The organism is Pseudomonas sp. NMS19W, from assembly GCF_051554255.1.
GTDB classification, from domain to species: Bacteria; Pseudomonadota; Gammaproteobacteria; order Pseudomonadales; family Pseudomonadaceae; genus Aquipseudomonas; species Aquipseudomonas kribbensis.
Window position 1 is genome coordinate 2,588,699 of sequence record NZ_CP136718.1, and the last position, 15,876, is coordinate 2,604,574.

A 15,876-nucleotide genomic window follows, 5' to 3' on the forward strand; every position below is an offset into this window, starting at 1 on the left:
GATGACGATGTTGAAAGTCGCCACCACCCAGATGCCGTGCACCTGGGACCTGAACAGCAACCTTGATCGCGCCGAGCAACTGGTGCGTGAAGCAGCGGCACAGGGTGCGCAAGTGATTCTGTTGCAGGAGCTGTTCGCCACGCCGTATTTCTGCATCGAGCAGAGTCACCATCATATGGCGCTGGCCGAGGAGTACCGCGACAGTCAGGTGCTGTCGCGCTTCGCCGCGCTGGCCCGTGAACTCGGCGTGGTGCTGCCGCTGAGCTGGTACGAGAAGGCCGGCAACGCCTACTTCAACTCCCTGAGCGTGGCGGATGCCGACGGGCGTCTGTTGGGCGTGTACCGCAAGACCCACATCCCCAACGCCATCGGCTACCAGGAGAAGGAATATTTCAGTCCCGGCGACACCGGTTTCAAAGTCTGGGACACCGCATTCGGTCGCCTCGGCGTGGGCATTTGCTGGGATCAGTGGTTCCCGGAAACCGCCCGCTGTCTGGCGTTGATGGGTGCTGAGGTGCTGCTGTATCCGACCGCCATCGGCTCGGAACCGGGCTGCGCGGATCTGGATTCACGGGATCACTGGCAGATGACCATGCGCGGCCACGCGGCTGCCAACCTGCTGCCGGTGATCGCGTCCAACCGCGTCGGCCGCGAAGTGGCGGGCACCGATGCGACGCTGCAAATGAATTTCTATGGCTCGTCGTTCATCTGCAACCACAAGGGAAAAATGCTCGCCGAAGCCGACCGCGCCAGCACCGGCGTGCTGGTGCAAAGCCTGGATCTGTCGGCCATGCGCGAAGATCGCCTGAGCTGGGGCATCTACCGCGACCGTCGCCCGGAAATGTACGGTGCGTTGTTGAGTCAGGACGGCCGTCACCTTCACGCCCGCTGGAATCCTCAAGGAGTCTGATATGCATACCTCACACAAGTGGTTGCTGGGCGTCCTGGGTCTGGCGCTGGCTGGTCTGATGCCGGCCGTGCACGCCGAAGACAAGACGCTACGGCTGTACAACTGGGCGGATTATTTCGCCGAAGACACCCTGAGCAAGTTCACCGCCGAAACCGGGATCAAGGTGATCTACGACGTGATGGACGGCAGCGAAACCCTGGAAGCCAAGATGCTCTCCGGCGGCAGTGGCTACGACCTGATCTTCCCCGGCGACACCGTGGCCGAACGGCTGATGCGCGCCGGCAGCCTGTTGCCGCTGGATCCGTCGAAAGTCACGGCGATGAACGACATCGAACCGGGCCTGCAAAAGCTGCGCAGCCATTACGAGCATTCGAACAAGGCCACGGTGCCTTATACCTGGGGCACCATCGGCCTGACCTACAACGCTGAGCAGATCAAGCAGCGCATGGCTGATGCGCCGGTCAACAGCCTCGACATGCTGTTCAAACCGGAGCTGGCGGCGAAGTTCGCTGATTGCGGGATTTCGATGATCGACTCACCGGACGAAGTGCTGGCCGTGGTGCTCAATTATCTGGGCCGCGACCCGCGCAGCGCCAAGCCTGCGGACCTGGCGGCGGCGAGTGACTTGCTGATGAAGCTGCGGCCGTACATCCGCAAGTTCCAGTCGCAACCGGTGACCGATCTGGTCAACGGCAACCTGTGTCTGTCCCTCGGTTACAGCGGCGACATGACCCAGGCCCAGCGCACCTCGGACAGCGCCGGCAAGAAGACCCGCTTCCAGTATCGCGTGCCCCGCGAAGGCACCACGGTGTGGATGGACACCATGGCCATTCCGGTCGATGCCAAACATCCGGAATACGCTTACGACTTCATCAACTTCGTGATGCGACCGGAAAACATGGCCGCGATCAGCAATTTCACCGGTTACCCGACCTCCAACGCCAAGGCCCGGCCAATGGTGGATGAGGCGATGCGCAACAACCCGGACATCTACCTCGACGAAGCGACCTATGCTCGTCTGATACCGGGCAAGGATATTCCCCAGGCCGACATGCGCGCCCGCATGCGCACCTGGACCAAGTTCAAGACCGCCACTGCAAAGTGATTTTTCCGGGCCGCTTCGGCGGCCCCTTACACATCAGGAAGTTACACATGCCAACTCGTCGCGAGTTCATCAAACAGGTTTCAGTCGCCGCCGGCGTGGGCGCTGCCGTCATGGGCCTCGGCCTGTCCCCGGCACGGGTACTGGCGGCCAGCGAAGGTCGCTGGTTCATGCCCGACGAGGGCGACAAACACGAACGTGCCTACATGGCGTTCGGCGCGCAGGACGCGATCTGGGAAGACTTCACCGAAGACGTCCAGGAAGCCCTGGGCCGCATCGCCCGCGCCATCTCCCGTTACGAGCCGTTGACCATTTACTGCCGCAGCGGCGAGCGCAGCCTGGCCGAAGAGATTTGCGGCACGTCCAACATCACCTACCAGATCGCCAACCTCGACGACATCTGGATGCGCGACATCAGCGCCAACTTCGTCATCGATGACAAAAGTGGTCTGGGTGCGGTGGACTTCAATTTCAGCGGTTGGGGCAACAAGCAGCAGCACTCCAAAGACGCGAAAATCGCCCAACGTGTAGCGCAAGACGCGCAAGCGACCTACATCCGTAGCGAACTGGTGGGCGAGGGCGGCGGTATCGAAGTCGATGGTCACGGCACAGGGATCATGACCGAAAGCTGCTGGGTCAACGCCAACCGCAACCCCGGCTGGAGCAAGGCCGATGTCGAGGCGGAACTGAAATCACGCCTGGGCCTGCGCAAGATCATCTGGCTGCCGGGCATCAAGGACAAGGACATCACCGATGCCCACGTCGACTTCTACGCGCGCTTCGTCAAGCCCGGTGTAGTGATCGCCAACCTCGACACCGACCCGCAATCCTACGATCACAAGGTCACGCTGGCGCACCTGGAAATCCTGAAAAAGGCAACCGACGCTGACGGTCGCCCGCTGCAGATTCACACCGTGTCGCCACCGCTGAAGCCGCGCAAGACCAAATTCAACAAGAACAACGACGACTTCGCGGCCGGTTACATCAACTACTTCGTCATCAACGGCGCGGTGATTGCGCCGGAGTTTGGCGACAAGGATGCCGACAAGAAGGCCTTCGACCTGCTCAAGCAGCTCTACCCGAACCGCGACGTGGTGCAGATCAACATCGACGCCATCGCGGCCGGTGGTGGCGGGATTCACTGCGTGACCAGTCACCAGCCGGCGTGAGGCCGTTCGTCAGCGAAACCGTTGGGGAAGCGCTTCGGCAAAGGGATAGAAGTCAAACCACGGTTTGGCTTCGTCGATCACCTGGCTGAAAGACGGGCGCTGCACCAGCCGCTCGAAATAGGCGCTCAGGCGAGGGCGGTCGGTGCCAAACGGCACCAGCGTGCTGGCGTAAAACAGCGCCGGGCTGGCCGAGCAATCGGCCATGCTGTAGTCCGGGCTGGCGATCCACGGGTGGGTGGCCAACTGGTTTTCCAGCATGTCGTAGGCGGTGTTCAGCAAGGTGCGCTGGCTGCTCAGGTCGGTGTTTCTGCTGTGGATGCGGTCGGCGACGATCTGCGACATCGGCGTCATCACGTAGTTGTCGAAAAACCGGTCCCAGAGGCGAACCTGCAGCGCTGTGTCCCAATCGTCGGGGATCAGGCGGCCAGCCCCGGCGTGATAGCGATCCAGATACTCGATGATCACACTCGACTCCGGCACGTTGCGCTGACGGGCACGATCCTGCGGCACCGGAAATTTGACCAACGGCCACAGCGCGCGCAACTCGGCCCGTTCGGCTTCGCTGGACAGGTCGATCAGGCGTTTTTCGAAGGCGACGCCGTGTTCGTACAGGGCAATCAGGGCTTTGTGGCAGTAGGACGACAACGGATGGTAGTAGAGGGTCAAGTCCATGGTTCAACGCCTCGCGGTGATAGTGAAAAACACTACACAGGTATAGCCCGCCTGCGCACGGCCACGCATTTGATTTCCACCAGCAGCCCCGGATGGGCCAGCTCGCTGACGCCGATGCAGGTCCAGGCGCAGAAGCCTTTGGGGAACACGCGGTTCTTCACTTCGCGAAACACCGGCATGTGTCGGCTCATGTCCACGTGATAGGTGGTCATCTCCACCACGTCCTCAAAGGCGCAACCGCCGGCCTTCAGCACTTCGTCGAGGTTTTCCCAGGCACGGATGAATTGCTGCTCGGGGTCTTCGATGACTGCCAGATCAGCCGTGCGGCCCACCTGACCGGCGCAATAAAGCGTGTCGCCGACCAGAACCGCCGGAGCGTAACCGGCGCGTTCGACGATGGGTTTCATGGATTCGGGGATGATGATTTTGCGATCGGGCATGGTGTTTTCCTTCAGCGTTGCATTTCAGCGGCCGTGGGCATTCGCCGCCAACTGTTCGGTATCCACCCGAACAAACACCGAATCACCCACCGCCGTCAGCACATCCCCCGCATACACCTCGCAGATCACCCGGCTCTTGCGCCCGACGTCTCCTTCGACTTTCGCCTTCAATGTCAGCGGGACGCCCATGGGCGTCGGCTTGATGAATTTGATGCCGAGGTTGCCGGTGACGCAGTTGATCCGTGGCAGGCTTTCGGCCTCACGGCCTTCGGCGCGGTAGTGGTAAGCCATCGCCGTCCAGTTGGAGTGGCAGTCCACCAGCATCGCGATCAAACCGCCGTAGACCAGCTCCGGCCAGCCGCAGTATTTGGCTTCGGGCACATGCTCGGCCATGACGTGTACGCCGTCTTCGTGCCAGAAGCTCTTGATGTGCAAACCGTGCGGGTTGCTGCTGCCGCAACCGAAGCAGACGCCGTCGGGGGCGGCGGTGTCTTGCAGGGAGGTGTCGAGTGGGGACATGCCGTGGTCATCCTTAAACTGTTAGCCGAACCGGGCCGAATCTTAACCTTGAACGACGTCAGATCAACAACCCCAACGTATCGAACAACTCGACATCTTCCGGCCGTGCCGAGCGTGCACGACGGCGGATCACTTGCAGCAGGCAATCGACAAAACACTGCGCCGCCGCACCCAGCGGGGCGTTGCGCGGGGTGACGATGCCGATGACATCGTTGGCGAAGGTCTCGGCCAGATCGAGTCGGGCAACGCGTTCGCGGTAGCCGGGCACTGTCAGCATCGGTTCGGGAAAGTAGCTGAGCATGTCGGTCTGCTCGATCAGCGACAGGGTCAGTTGCGGCGAGTGGGCGCGGTGGATGTGTTGCAGGTCTATCTGCGCGCCGTGTTGCCAGAACAGCTCGGTCATCAAGCCTTCGTGGCTGGCGTCGGGGTAGTTGACCACCCAGTCCTGTTCGACCAGTTGATGGATGGAACTGGCCTTGCGCAGCGGGTGCTCGTGACGGGCGACCACCGCCATGCGGTAGGAGAAAATCGGCTCACTGACGAACTCCGGACGCGGCAGCAGTGACGAGACCAGGCCCACCGCGAACTCCATCGTTCCGTCGCGCAGTTTTGGCAGGGCCACGGCCATCAGGCCTTCGAAGATTTCCAGGCGCACTTGCGGCATGCGCTGGCGGAACAGGGTGACGACTTCCGGCAACAGGGTCATGCCCATCCACGGCGAGATGCCCAGGCGCAGCTGGCCCTGGGCCTGATCGCTCAGGTGTGTCAGCTCCAGTTGTGCGCGCTCGAGCTGGCTGAGCATCTGCCGCGCATGCTGCAGCAGCGACTGGCCGTAAGCGGTCAGCACCACGCCGCTGGCATTGCGCACCAGCAGCGGCAATTGCAGGTGTTCCTCCAGTTCACGCAGGGCCTTGGCCACGGCGGTCTGCGAAACCCCCAGTTGCCGCGCCGCCGCACGAATGCTGCCGCAGTCGGCAATCATCACCAGCGCCCGCAGTTGATGCAGCTTCATCCTTTTCTCCGGTTGTGACGGTGTAAACCCACGGTTTTCAGCCCCGTTTTTTGCGACTGCCGCGGCATTCGGCAAGTCATTAGGATCGCAGGGTATCAGTCGAACACCCGAAAACGCCCCCATAAAAACAAGGAACCTGCTGATGACCGACTTGCCTGCACTGCCCGGTATCCGTGCGCTCGAAGAAGAAATGATCGCGCTGCGCCAACACATTCACGCCTACCCGGAACTGAGCTTCGAAGAGTTCGCCACCGCCGATCTGGTGGCGGGCAAGTTGAGCGAGTGGGGCTATGAGGTGCATCGCGGGCTGGGCGGCACCGGCGTGGTCGGCCTGCTGCGCCAGGGCAATGGCGGCAAGATGATCGGCCTGCGCGCCGATATGGATGCGCTGCCGATCATCGAGCAGACCGGGCTGCCGTATTCGAGTCGCCACGAAGGCGTAATGCACGCCTGCGGGCACGACGGGCACACGGCGATGCTGCTGGCGGCGGCGCGATATCTGGCGGAAAGCCGCGACTTCGACGGTTCGCTGGCGGTGATCTTCCAGCCCGCTGAAGAGGGCGACGGCGGCGCGCAACGCATGCTCGATGACGGCTTGTTCGAGCTTTTCCCGTGCGACGCGGTGTTCGCCATGCACAACATGCCGGGGTTGCCGGTGGGCAAACTGGGCTTTCTCGAAGGGCCGTTCATGGCCTCCACCGACACCGTGACGATCCGCGTCGACGGTGTGGGCGGCCATGGCGCGATGCCGCACAAGGCGGTGGATCCGGTGCTGGCGGGATCCGCAATCGTCATGGCATTGCAGAGCATCGTCTCGCGCACTGTCGATCCGCTCGACACGGCGGTGGTGACGGTGGGGGCCTTTCATGCCGGGATGGCCGCCAACGTGATTCCCGATCACGCCGAGTTGCAGTTGAGCGTGCGTGCGCTCAAGGCTTCGGTGCGTGATGAATTGATCGAGCGCATCACCCGCATCGCCCAGGCTCAGGCCAGCGGTTTCGGGGCGCGGGCGACGGTGGATGTGGACGAGGCGCAACGCTTCCCGGCGCTGTTCAACGATGAGGCCAGGACTGCTTTTGCGCGGCAGGTGGCGGTCGATTGGGTGGGCGAGGAAGGGCTGATCCCGAACATGAAACCGCTGACCGGCAGCGAAGATTTCGCGGTCATGCTGCAACGCTGCCCCGGCTGTTACCTGCTGATCGGCAATGGCGACGGGGAGGGCGGCTGCATGGTCCACAACCCCGGCTACGACTTCAACGACGACTGCCTGGCGACCGGCGCCAGTTACTGGGTGCGACTGGTGGAAGCCTTCCTGGCCTGATCCGTATCGACAACTTCAGGAGTTCGCCCCATGTCCACTGCCATTACCAGCGCCGCTGCCTCTGCACCCGCGACGCGCAAGCCCATCGGTGCGCGGGCCATTGCCGCGATCACCATTGGCTCAGGCCTCGAGTTCTATGATTTTTCCGTCTACAGCTTTTTCGCCACGCTCATCGGCCGGCAGTTTTTCCCGGTAGAGAGCACGCTGGGGCAATTGCTGCTGTCACTGGCCACGTTCGGCGTCGGCTTCGGCATGCGTCCGATTGGCGGGATCGTGCTCGGTGCCTACGCCGACCGGGTCGGTCGCAAACCGGCGATGATGCTCACGCTATGGCTGATGGCGCTCGGTTCGCTGCTGTTTGCCATCGCCCCCACCTACGCGCAGATCGGCCTCGCCGCACCGGTGCTGATTGTGCTGGCGCGGCTGGTTCAAGGGTTTGCCATGGGCGGCGAAGTGGGCGCCTCTACGGCGATGCTGATGGAGTACGCCGACGACAAAAACCGAGGTTTCTATGGGAGCTGGCAGTTGTTCAGCCAGGGCTTGAGCTTCATGTTCGGCGCGTTGGTGGCGCTGGCGTTGAGTTCGACCTTGTCGGCCGAATCCCTCGAAAGCTGGGGCTGGCGACTGCCGTTCGTACTGGGGATGCTGGTGATTCCGGTGGGGCTGTATATCCGTCGTCACCTCGATGAAACCGCCGAGCAGGAACCGCCAGACGAAGGCGCCACCTCCGGTCTGCGCCTGATTTTCCGTGACTATCGCAAAGTCCTGCTGACCGGCGTATTGCTGGTGATCGGCAGCACGGCATCCAGCTACATCGTGCTCGATTACATGACCAACTACACCGTCAGCGTGCTGCACCTGCCGATGACCATGGGCACCACGGCTGCGTGTCTGGGGGCGCTGGTGCAGATCAGTCTGTCGATCTGGGCCGGTCGTTTGAGCGACCGCATCGGCCGTCGTCGCACCATCGCGCTTGGCTGCATTCCGATGCTGTTGCTGATCTATCCGGCGTTCATGTTGATGAACCGCTTTCCGACCCTGGGTACGCTGCTGGGTGTTTCGATGGTCACCACGTTGTTTCTGGTGCTGATTACCGTGCCGACGCTGGTGCTGGTGACGGAGATGTTCCCCCGCAAGATTCGCGCGTCCGGCCTGTCGATCATCTATTGCCTGGGTGTGTCGGTGTTCGGCGGGTTCGCCCAGTTCTTTGCCACCGGGCTGATCGGTCTGACCGGCAACAACAACGCGCCTGCGCTGTATGTGATGACGTGTCTGTGCCTGACCCTGGCGGGGCTGGCGATGGTGCGGGAGACCGCAGGCAGGCCGCTGGAGTGAGCGGCCCGGGCGCGGCGCACTAGTTGCGCTGCGCCAGGTTGCGTTGAAACTCTTCGAAGCTGCACGGCAGTGTCGTGGCCTTGCGTTTTTTCGACTTGTCTTGCTCGTCGGGCAATTGATCGCTCAACTCCCAGACCTCAAGCATCTTCGCGTACTCGAAGGCGTGGCGCGGGCTGCTCTGAATCCATTGCTGGAAGGCCTGGCGTTCGTCAGGCGTGCAGGTTTCGTCTTGCAGACGCAGGCACCAGTGCGCCGCCTGATTGAGGACTTCATCGTCGGCGTCTTGAGGGCTTTGGAGGTTCATTGACTGCTTCCAGGATGGCCGGAGAGGGCACTTTACCCTGCCTCTTGCAAAAAAAACGTCAAAGTTCGACAGGGATTTAGCTTGCCTGACGGACAGAATGCGCGCCCGCCGGACAGATCGCGCCGCCATTTACGCTTTTCGAGGTTTTGCCATATTCAGTCACATTTCGTTGTAGATAGTGGGCAGCCCAACCGGTTTCCAATGAGGCTGCATCGTGTTTCCACGTCTTCTGTGTTCGCTGTCCGTGTTGAGTCTGTCCATTGCCGCCGCCCACGCGGCCGACCTTGATACCCCGCGCCTGCAGGGCATCGACAACTTCCGCGATGTTGCCGGTATCACCACGGCCTACTCGACGACCCATGACGGCACGATGCGCGCCGGAGTGTTCTACCGCTCCAACGCGCTGACGCCGACGGCTTCGGATCTGGCGACCCTCAACGGTCTGGGGATCAAGGCCGTTTTTGACCTGCGCACCCCCAGCGAAATCGCGGCCACGCCGGACACGATGATCAGCGGCGCGACCTACCAGAACATCGACATTATCGGCGCCACCACCTCGGGCGCGAACATCACCACGGTCTCGTTCAAGAGCGCGGCCGATGCGATTGCGATGATGCAGGAGACCAACCGCGCCTTTGTCAGCGACGCCGGCATGCGCGGTCAACTGGGCGTGTTGTTCAACGAACTGGCGGGCGTCGACGGCGCCGCGCTGTTCCATTGCACCGCCGGCAAGGACCGCACCGGCTGGACCGCCGCCGTGCTGCAAAGCATCGCCGGGGTCGACAACGCGACGATCATGAGCAACTACCTGGCGACCAACGACTACACCGCCGCCCGCGTGGCCAAGACGCTGGCGATGATGCCGCCGAGCATGGCCGCGGTTTACGCGCCGCTGTTGGGCGTGGAAGCGAGTTACCTGCAAGCGGGCCTGGATCAGGTGACCGCGCAATACGGCAGCATGGACAACTACCTCAAGCAGGGTCTGGGTCTGTCCCAGGAAACCATTTACGTGCTGCGCGGAAAAATGGTCGAGTACAACAGCCTGCCGGGTCAGGCCGGGCTGATCGGCAACGCCGCCGCTGGTGCGCAACTGTTGCAGGAACTGCAGAACAGCAAACTGTCGGGCACCTACAGCGCCTACAACTACTACCTGCAATCGGCCATCGACGCCGGCACTCTGGGCGGCGTCGAGTCCACGGTGGGCGGTCAGGTGCACGCCGATGCGGCCAGTTACCTGCTGCGTCAGAACGCAATGATCGAGCAGGCCGCCGCACCTTTCGCCAGCGGCACCGACCTCAAGGTCGGCCAGTACCGTTTGTGGAGCACCGCGCTCGCCGGTTACCTCGGCACCGACGGTTCGGCCCATGCGCAAAGCAGCAACGAACACAGCCAGGGGCTGATGGTCGGCGTCACCCAGCGCTTCTCCGAGCAACTCAGCGCACGGGGCGGGATCGGTTACAGCAAAGGCACCGTCGGCGGGGCAGGCGGCGAGGCTGATACCGACTTCACCTTCCTCAATCTGGGGGCCCGTTATGGCTTCACCAGTCTGGAGCGTGGCCTGTTTGCCGATGCCAACCTCAGCGCCGGTTACGTCGATTACGACAGCAAGCGCGATCTCGGCGGCGGCCTCGGTTCGGCGAAGGGCGACACCCATGGCAACCTCAGCGGCGCCACACTGGCGCTGGGTTATCGCCTGCCGATGAACGATGTGGTTCTGGAGCCGAGCCTCGGCGTGCGCGTCAGTCGTCTGGACCTGTCGGGCTTCCAGGAGAAGGGCAGCGAACTGGCCCTCGACGTCGACGACATCCAGCAAACCCGCCGCAGCGCCGTGGCCAATCTCGACGTCTCGTTCGCCCCGATGCCGATGGGCGCGTGGCAACTGGTGCCGGGTGTGCGGGTCGGTTACGAGCGTGTGCTCGGTGATCATCAGGTCGACAGCGAAGGGCATCTGCTGGGGCTGGATATCGAACAGCGCGCGGCGTTCGACAACCGCGATCAGTTCAGTGGCGGCGTCAACCTGATGGCCAACCTCGGCGCCCTGAGCCTGGGTGCCGAAGTCGGCGCCAGCGGCGGTGGCGATAGCCATGGCTTCAGCGGCGGGCTCAAGGCCAGTTATCAGTTCTGATCAATTTGAAGGTGAAGAAAAAGGACTGCCTCAGCGCAGTCCTTTTCGCATTTCTGCGGGGCTCACGCCGTAGGCGTCCTGAAAGTACTGGCAGAATCGGCCGACGTTGCTGAATCCGTATTGCAGGGCCACGTCGGTCACCGATGACGATTGGCGGTGCTTCAGCGCTTCGCAGGCACGCTCCAGTCTGACCTGGCGCTGGTACGCGACAATCGAGGTGCCGACAAACCGTCGGAAACCTTCCTGCAACGCCCGCAGGCTGACGTTGACCAGTCCCGCCAGATCCGTCCCGCTGACCAGGTGCTCGGGATGCGCCTGAATGTATTCGATGGCCTGTTTCACATGCCGGGGTGCGATCTGCGCCTCGGGTCGACGCAAGGCTTCGCTGAAGTTATGCGGCCAGGCTTCCAGCACCGCATCCACCAGCATCTCCCGCAGGCGCGAAGGCATCAGCGAACCGGCGTTCAACAACAGGTCGAATTCGGTACCGGTGGCCAGATCGATCAATGCGCGAATGCCCTGAAACGCCGGGCTGTTCAGATCCACCCTCGGCTCGAAATGCAGCTTGTGTACGATCGGTCGCCCCAGCAGTGACGACAGCCGTTCAGTGAGCGCTGCGCGGCTGATCGACATGCCGTGCTGGGCATGATTGTCGACGAAGCGCATCGAGCGCAGATCCGCCTTGTCGATGGCCAGCCCGATGTGCGGCATGCCGAGCGATTCGGTCGAGTCGTTGAAAATGATCTTGCCGGCGGTGGGGATCACGAAGGTGATTTCATCGTAGGGCTCGGGGAACGCCACGGTGAAATCACCCCGGTAATGCATGCGGCGGAAACTGACCCCGTCGTGCCGTCCGTAGACGCCGCCGATGATGATGTCCTTGGGCGGCGGCGGTGTATCGCCATAACGGTTGCCGAACATGCGGGAAAACAAAGCGCCGAAGTCGTCGCAGGACATGTCGGCGGATCTGAGGATGATGGTCTGGCGCGTCGGGCTTGAGTACACCGGGAAGGTCACCTTGGCAGTCGGGGCAAAGAGGCGCGAGGACGTTAGCAACCGAGAATGACAGCGACATGACACAAACGGATTACGCCGCTTGCCAATGCGCCTTCAGGAAATCGATGAACACCTTCACCTTGCGCGTATTGCGCCGATGGGCCTGATACAGCACATAGATCCACGGGCCGAAAGCGCTGGGTTCACGCCAGTATTCGGGCATCAATTCCACCAGTTCGCCCCGGGCGAGATACGGCGCGGCGCTCCACTGCGGGAGAAATTGCAGGCCCTGGCCGTCGAGCAGGCAGGTCAGCAGGAAATCGTAATTGTCACTGGCGATGCGCGGGGTGGGCTGGGTCATGCGCAAGCGTCGCTCGCCCTGTTTGACCCACCAGAAATGCCGGTTGAGCAGCGGGTGACGGAAGATCAGCCAGTCGTGCTGGTGATAGTTGTCCAGTGACACATCGCTGCCCTTGCGCGCCAGATAGGCCGGGCTGGCGCAGAGCTGCACGCGGTTTTCCACCAGCGGTTGGGCGATGACTCCCGGCAAGTCGATCGGCCCGTCACGCAGCGCCAGGTCGTAGCTGCCATCCACCGGGTCGTCGTAGTTGTCGCTCAGATCCACTTCCAGATTCACCTGCGGGTGCTCGTTCAGAAAGCGGCAGCACACCTGATTGAGAAAGGCCGGGGCGAAGGAGGGCGGGGCGATGATGCGCAACTCGCCGCGCAATTCGTGCTTGAGCTGTTCGACACCTTCGCTGGCCAGTTGCAGTTGCAACAGCGCCTGACGCGCGCCTTCCAGATAGATCCGCCCGGCCTCGGTCAGCGCCATGCGTCGGGTTGTGCGGTCGAACAAGCGGCTGCCGAGTTCCTCCTCCAGTTGCGCCACGGCCTTGGTCAGGGCCGACGGCGTGTTGCCGAGCACCTCGGCGGCACGGCTGAAATTACCGTGTTCGGCGGTGGCGACGAACATGGTCAGGGCGCTCATTTTGTCCATTGATCTATTCCTGATGGGCACAGAAGTTGTGCGTGAGACGGCATTCAGTTATCCGGCGGGCTTGGCTAATCTGGCCTCAGCCTAACAAAAATAACGAGAACGCTCATGAAGCAGCTTCTGACCTTGATGGTGTCGTCCGCACTGGCCTGTGCCTCGCTGGAAAGTCTGGCGGCCACCGACCTGATCCTGCACAACGCGAAAATCTACACTGCCGAACCCGGCCAGCCGCTGCAGCAGGCCGTCGCCATCGAGGGCGACAAGGTGGTGGCGGTCGGCTCGGACGTGCAGGTGCTGCGCCTCAAGACCGCCGACACCCGGCTGATCGATCTGGGCGGCAAAGTGGTGATGCCCGGTTTCATCGACTCTCACTCCCACACGATCAAGGGCGGCCTGCAGATGTTGCAGGCCAATCTCGACGGGCAGATGTTGCCGTTCGATGAACTGGAATCGCGCTTGCGCCAATGGCGTGAGGACGGCAAGGCCCGGCGCGGCGAGTTCTTGAGTGTCGGCGGATTGCCCTCGACTTACTGGAACCAGACCGACGCGCTGGAGCAGCGTTTCAATCAGGGCGAGTGGGCCGATCAGCCGCTGTTGCTGCTGGGTTGGGACCTGCACACCGGCTGGGCGAATCAGGCGATGCTCAAACGCGCCGGCATCGATGCGGCGCGCATCCAGGCGCTCAAACCCGAAGAGAAAGACACCCTCGGTCATCACCCGGACGGGCAGCCGAACGGTTTTATGGTGGACGCCGGGCTCTATCCCGTTCAGGCCCTGTTGCCGCCGCCGACCGATGAAGCGCTGCTGGCGGGCGGTCGCGCCGCGCTGGATTACTACAAGAGTCTGGGCATCACCGGTTGGATGGACCCGCTGGCCAACGAACTACCCGGCGCCGACGTGAAAAACGACTCGCTGGGCGTGCTGCCGACGTACAGGAAGCTTTCGGAAAACGGCGAACTCACCGCCCACGTCGCAGCGTTGCTGATGGCGGATTCGAAGGCCACTCCAGCGGAGCTCGATGAGCTGGACAAGGTGCGCCAGCAGTTCCTCGGCGTGCACAACCTGACCCTGCCGGGCATCAAGGTGTTCGCCGACGGCGTGGCCGAATCGCCCGCGCAGAGTGCGGCGATGCTGGAGCCGTACAAGAACTCGAAAAAATCCGGCGAGCTGCTGATCGACCCGGCGCACTTTGGCGAACTGGTCAGCGCCGCCGACGCCCGTGGCTGGCTGGTGCACATCCACGCCATCGGCGACCGCGCGGTGCGCGAATCCCTCAATGGCATCGAGCAGGCGCGCAAGGATCGCCAGAGCGGCATCGCCCATTCCATCACCCATTTGCAGATGGTCAACCCGAAAGAATTCGCCCGATTCAAGGCGCTGAACGTCATCGCCTCGATGCAGATGTATTGGGCCAGTGCCGATGAATCGAGCATGGATCTGGTCAAGCCCTACGTCAGCGCCATGGCCTTCATGTACACCTATCCGGCGCGCTCGCTACTCAAGCAGGGCGCCACCATCGCCGGGGCCAGCGACTGGCCGATCACCACGCCGGAGCCGTGGAAAGCCATTTACCAGGCCGTCAGCCGCAAAGGCCCGAAAGGCGTGCTCAACGCCGCCGAAGACATCGATCGCCAGGTCATGTTCCAGGCCTACACCCTCAATGCCGCCAAGGTCCTGCGGCTGGAAGACAGCATCGGCTCGCTCAAGCCCGGCAAGCAGGCCGACCTGATCGTGCTCGACCGCGATGTGTTCACGGTCGCCCCCGAAGCCCTGCGCGACACCCAGGTGCTCAACACCTTCTTCGCCGGCCGCGAAATCTATCGCCGCCAGCCGTAAGCCGCACTCCGATTACAACGCCAAAAAAGGAAAGCCTTTCGTGAACCTTCATTGCTTCGTCCCCGACACCCGTAACCCGCAAACCCGTGGGCACCAGATCGGTGATGCCTTCAGCGCGCAGATTCGCCAGACCGTTGCGCTGTACCTCGACTTCTTCAATCAGCTCGACATCCCGCCGCAGCAAGTGCGCGCCATCGGCGAAGCCAGCCTGAAAGCCCTGGAAGACTGGAGCCCGGCGCTGGCCGAGGAAGTCGTTGCCATGGCCGAAGGCGCGGATCTGCCGCTGTGGCAACTCGCGGCCCTGAACGCCCGCACTGAAATCCTCGCGGTGATGCCCTCGAATGAAGGCGAATGCTCGACAGCTGTGTTCGCGCCCCATGGCCCTCAGGCGCCGAAAACCATCCAGACCTGGGACTGGCACGACACGCTGGTGCCCAACGGCCTGATCCTGCAACTGACCACTGACGTCGGGATGACGGTCAAGCTGTTCACCGAGTTCGGCATGCTCGGCAAGATCGGAGTCAACAGCGCCGGGCTCGGGCTGCACTTCAACATCCTTCACCATGCCAGCGACGATGGCAGCGGCGGGGTGCCGGTGCATGCGATTGCGCGGCGGATTCTGGAGCAGGCGCGCAGCGTCGATGAGGCCATCGAACTGGCGCGTTCGGCGCGGGTCAGTGCGTCCACGGTGCTGACCGTGTTCTCTCGTGAAGACTCGAAAATCCGTGCCTGCAGCATCGAAATGTCACCTGCCGCCACCGCCGTGGTGCTGCCGGACACTGAAGGCTGGATCACCCACACCAACCATTTCCTCGACCCGGAGCTGAGCGCTGGCGAACGCACGCCGGACGCCTCGACCACCTACGCGCGCATCGATCACGTCAACGCCTTGCTGAACGGCATGACCGAGGGTGACCTCGTGCGCCGGGCCGATGCCATGTGCGGCGCCGCCGGCGAAGAGGCGCCGATCTGCTTCCATCCCGACCTGAGCATGCCGGCCACCGAGCGCTGGGAAACCTTGCTGACCATCGGCATCGACACCGAATCCTGTGTGCTCGAATTCGCCGCCGGCAACCCAAAACAGCTGTCCCGCAACGGTTACCAGCGCTTCTGAAATCCTTGCAGCAACGCCCCGAAAAAC

15 protein-coding genes are annotated in these 15,876 nt (G+C 62.6%); 8 read left to right on the forward strand and 7 right to left on the reverse strand.

The annotated features are described in order from the left end of the window. Position 1: 1 nt before the first annotated feature. The 3 genes from aguB to R1A29_RS11555 are packed head-to-tail and all read left to right on the forward strand — an operon-like array spanning position 2 to position 3,181. Positions 2-910 (forward strand): N-carbamoylputrescine amidase, encoded by a 909-nt coding sequence (aguB, locus tag R1A29_RS11545; protein WP_438301539.1) that lies wholly within the window; start codon positions 2-4, stop codon positions 908-910. Between the two features lies 1 nt (position 911). Next, the gene (locus tag R1A29_RS11550; protein ID WP_438301540.1) at positions 912-2,015 is read left to right on the forward strand and encodes an extracellular solute-binding protein; all 1,104 of its coding nucleotides are present in this window, start codon (positions 912-914) and stop codon (positions 2,013-2,015) included. 47 nt (positions 2,016-2,062) lie between these two features. Continuing rightward, entirely contained in the window at positions 2,063-3,181 is a 1,119-nt protein-coding gene (locus R1A29_RS11555) for an agmatine deiminase family protein (RefSeq protein WP_438301541.1), read from the forward strand. Positions 3,182-3,190: 9 nt separating this feature from the next. On the opposite strand, the gene R1A29_RS11560 is transcribed toward R1A29_RS11555, so the two are convergent. From R1A29_RS11560 to R1A29_RS11575, 4 genes are read right to left on the reverse strand one after another with little or no spacing between them, the layout of a single operon-like run. After that, on the reverse strand, positions 3,191-3,853 hold the full coding sequence (locus R1A29_RS11560) for a glutathione S-transferase family protein (protein WP_438301542.1): 663 nt from the start codon (positions 3,851-3,853) through the stop codon (positions 3,191-3,193). A gap of 32 nt (positions 3,854-3,885) precedes the next feature. Continuing rightward, the gene (locus R1A29_RS11565; RefSeq protein WP_438301543.1) at positions 3,886-4,293 is read right to left on the reverse strand and encodes a RidA family protein; all 408 of its coding nucleotides are present in this window, start codon (positions 4,291-4,293) and stop codon (positions 3,886-3,888) included. A gap of 24 nt (positions 4,294-4,317) precedes the next feature. Next, entirely contained in the window at positions 4,318-4,812 is a 495-nt protein-coding gene (locus R1A29_RS11570) for a PaaI family thioesterase (RefSeq protein WP_438301544.1), read from the reverse strand. A 58-nt stretch (positions 4,813-4,870) separates the two neighbouring features. After that, positions 4,871-5,824, reverse strand: coding sequence for a LysR family transcriptional regulator (locus R1A29_RS11575; RefSeq protein WP_438301545.1), 954 nt, complete (start codon positions 5,822-5,824; stop codon positions 4,871-4,873). 142 nt (positions 5,825-5,966) lie between these two features. Between R1A29_RS11575 and R1A29_RS11580 the strand changes: the two genes are divergently transcribed. Both R1A29_RS11580 and R1A29_RS11585 read left to right on the forward strand, forming a co-directional pair. Further along, positions 5,967-7,145: a M20 aminoacylase family protein gene (locus tag R1A29_RS11580; protein WP_438301546.1), complete on the forward strand. Its 1,179-nt coding sequence runs from the start codon at positions 5,967-5,969 to the stop codon at positions 7,143-7,145. 30 nt (positions 7,146-7,175) lie between these two features. Next, positions 7,176-8,480 (forward strand): MFS transporter, encoded by a 1,305-nt coding sequence (locus R1A29_RS11585; protein ID WP_438301547.1) that lies wholly within the window; start codon positions 7,176-7,178, stop codon positions 8,478-8,480. Positions 8,481-8,499: 19 nt separating this feature from the next. Here the strand turns inward: R1A29_RS11585 and R1A29_RS11590 are convergent, their stop codons facing one another. Then, on the reverse strand, positions 8,500-8,784 hold the full coding sequence (locus R1A29_RS11590) for a FecR/PupR family sigma factor regulator (RefSeq protein WP_438301548.1): 285 nt from the start codon (positions 8,782-8,784) through the stop codon (positions 8,500-8,502). A 214-nt stretch (positions 8,785-8,998) separates the two neighbouring features. Between R1A29_RS11590 and R1A29_RS11595 the strand changes: the two genes are divergently transcribed. Then, positions 8,999-10,909, forward strand: a complete 1,911-nt coding sequence (locus R1A29_RS11595; RefSeq protein WP_438301549.1) for a tyrosine-protein phosphatase — start codon at positions 8,999-9,001, stop codon at positions 10,907-10,909. A 30-nt stretch (positions 10,910-10,939) separates the two neighbouring features. On the opposite strand, the gene R1A29_RS11600 is transcribed toward R1A29_RS11595, so the two are convergent. Together R1A29_RS11600 and R1A29_RS11605 are read right to left on the reverse strand one after the other, a co-directional pair. After that, the gene (locus R1A29_RS11600; protein ID WP_438301550.1) at positions 10,940-11,914 is read right to left on the reverse strand and encodes an AraC family transcriptional regulator; all 975 of its coding nucleotides are present in this window, start codon (positions 11,912-11,914) and stop codon (positions 10,940-10,942) included. A gap of 82 nt (positions 11,915-11,996) precedes the next feature. Continuing rightward, positions 11,997-12,902, reverse strand: a complete 906-nt coding sequence (locus R1A29_RS11605; protein WP_438301551.1) for a LysR family transcriptional regulator — start codon at positions 12,900-12,902, stop codon at positions 11,997-11,999. A 105-nt stretch (positions 12,903-13,007) separates the two neighbouring features. Here R1A29_RS11605 and R1A29_RS11610 point away from each other — a divergent pair, with 105 nt between their 5' ends. Together R1A29_RS11610 and R1A29_RS11615 are read left to right on the forward strand one after the other, a co-directional pair. Continuing rightward, a complete protein-coding gene (locus R1A29_RS11610; protein WP_438301552.1) occupies positions 13,008-14,735 on the forward strand; it encodes an amidohydrolase in 1,728 nt (575 codons plus the stop codon). Between the two features lie 40 nt (positions 14,736-14,775). Next, positions 14,776-15,849, forward strand: coding sequence for a C45 family autoproteolytic acyltransferase/hydolase (locus R1A29_RS11615; protein WP_438301553.1), 1,074 nt, complete (start codon positions 14,776-14,778; stop codon positions 15,847-15,849). Positions 15,850-15,876: the final 27 nt, after the last annotated feature.

Coding starts and splice junctions, on each gene's coding strand:
- R1A29_RS11565 (WP_438301543.1), bottom strand. CDS start 4,293: ATGCCCGATCGCAAAATCATCATCCCCGAATCCATGAAACCCATCGTC.
- R1A29_RS11555 (WP_438301541.1), top strand. CDS start 2,063: ATGCCAACTCGTCGCGAGTTCATCAAACAGGTTTCAGTCGCCGCCGGC.
- R1A29_RS11585 (WP_438301547.1), top strand. CDS start 7,176: ATGTCCACTGCCATTACCAGCGCCGCTGCCTCTGCACCCGCGACGCGC.
- R1A29_RS11575 (WP_438301545.1), bottom strand. CDS start 5,824: ATGAAGCTGCATCAACTGCGGGCGCTGGTGATGATTGCCGACTGCGGC.
- aguB (WP_438301539.1), top strand. CDS start 2: ATGACGATGTTGAAAGTCGCCACCACCCAGATGCCGTGCACCTGGGAC.
- R1A29_RS11550 (WP_438301540.1), top strand. CDS start 912: ATGCATACCTCACACAAGTGGTTGCTGGGCGTCCTGGGTCTGGCGCTG.
- R1A29_RS11605 (WP_438301551.1), bottom strand. CDS start 12,902: ATGGACAAAATGAGCGCCCTGACCATGTTCGTCGCCACCGCCGAACAC.
- R1A29_RS11570 (WP_438301544.1), bottom strand. CDS start 4,812: ATGTCCCCACTCGACACCTCCCTGCAAGACACCGCCGCCCCCGACGGC.
- R1A29_RS11580 (WP_438301546.1), top strand. CDS start 5,967: ATGACCGACTTGCCTGCACTGCCCGGTATCCGTGCGCTCGAAGAAGAA.
- R1A29_RS11590 (WP_438301548.1), bottom strand. CDS start 8,784: ATGAACCTCCAAAGCCCTCAAGACGCCGACGATGAAGTCCTCAATCAG.
- R1A29_RS11560 (WP_438301542.1), bottom strand. CDS start 3,853: ATGGACTTGACCCTCTACTACCATCCGTTGTCGTCCTACTGCCACAAA.
- R1A29_RS11610 (WP_438301552.1), top strand. CDS start 13,008: ATGAAGCAGCTTCTGACCTTGATGGTGTCGTCCGCACTGGCCTGTGCC.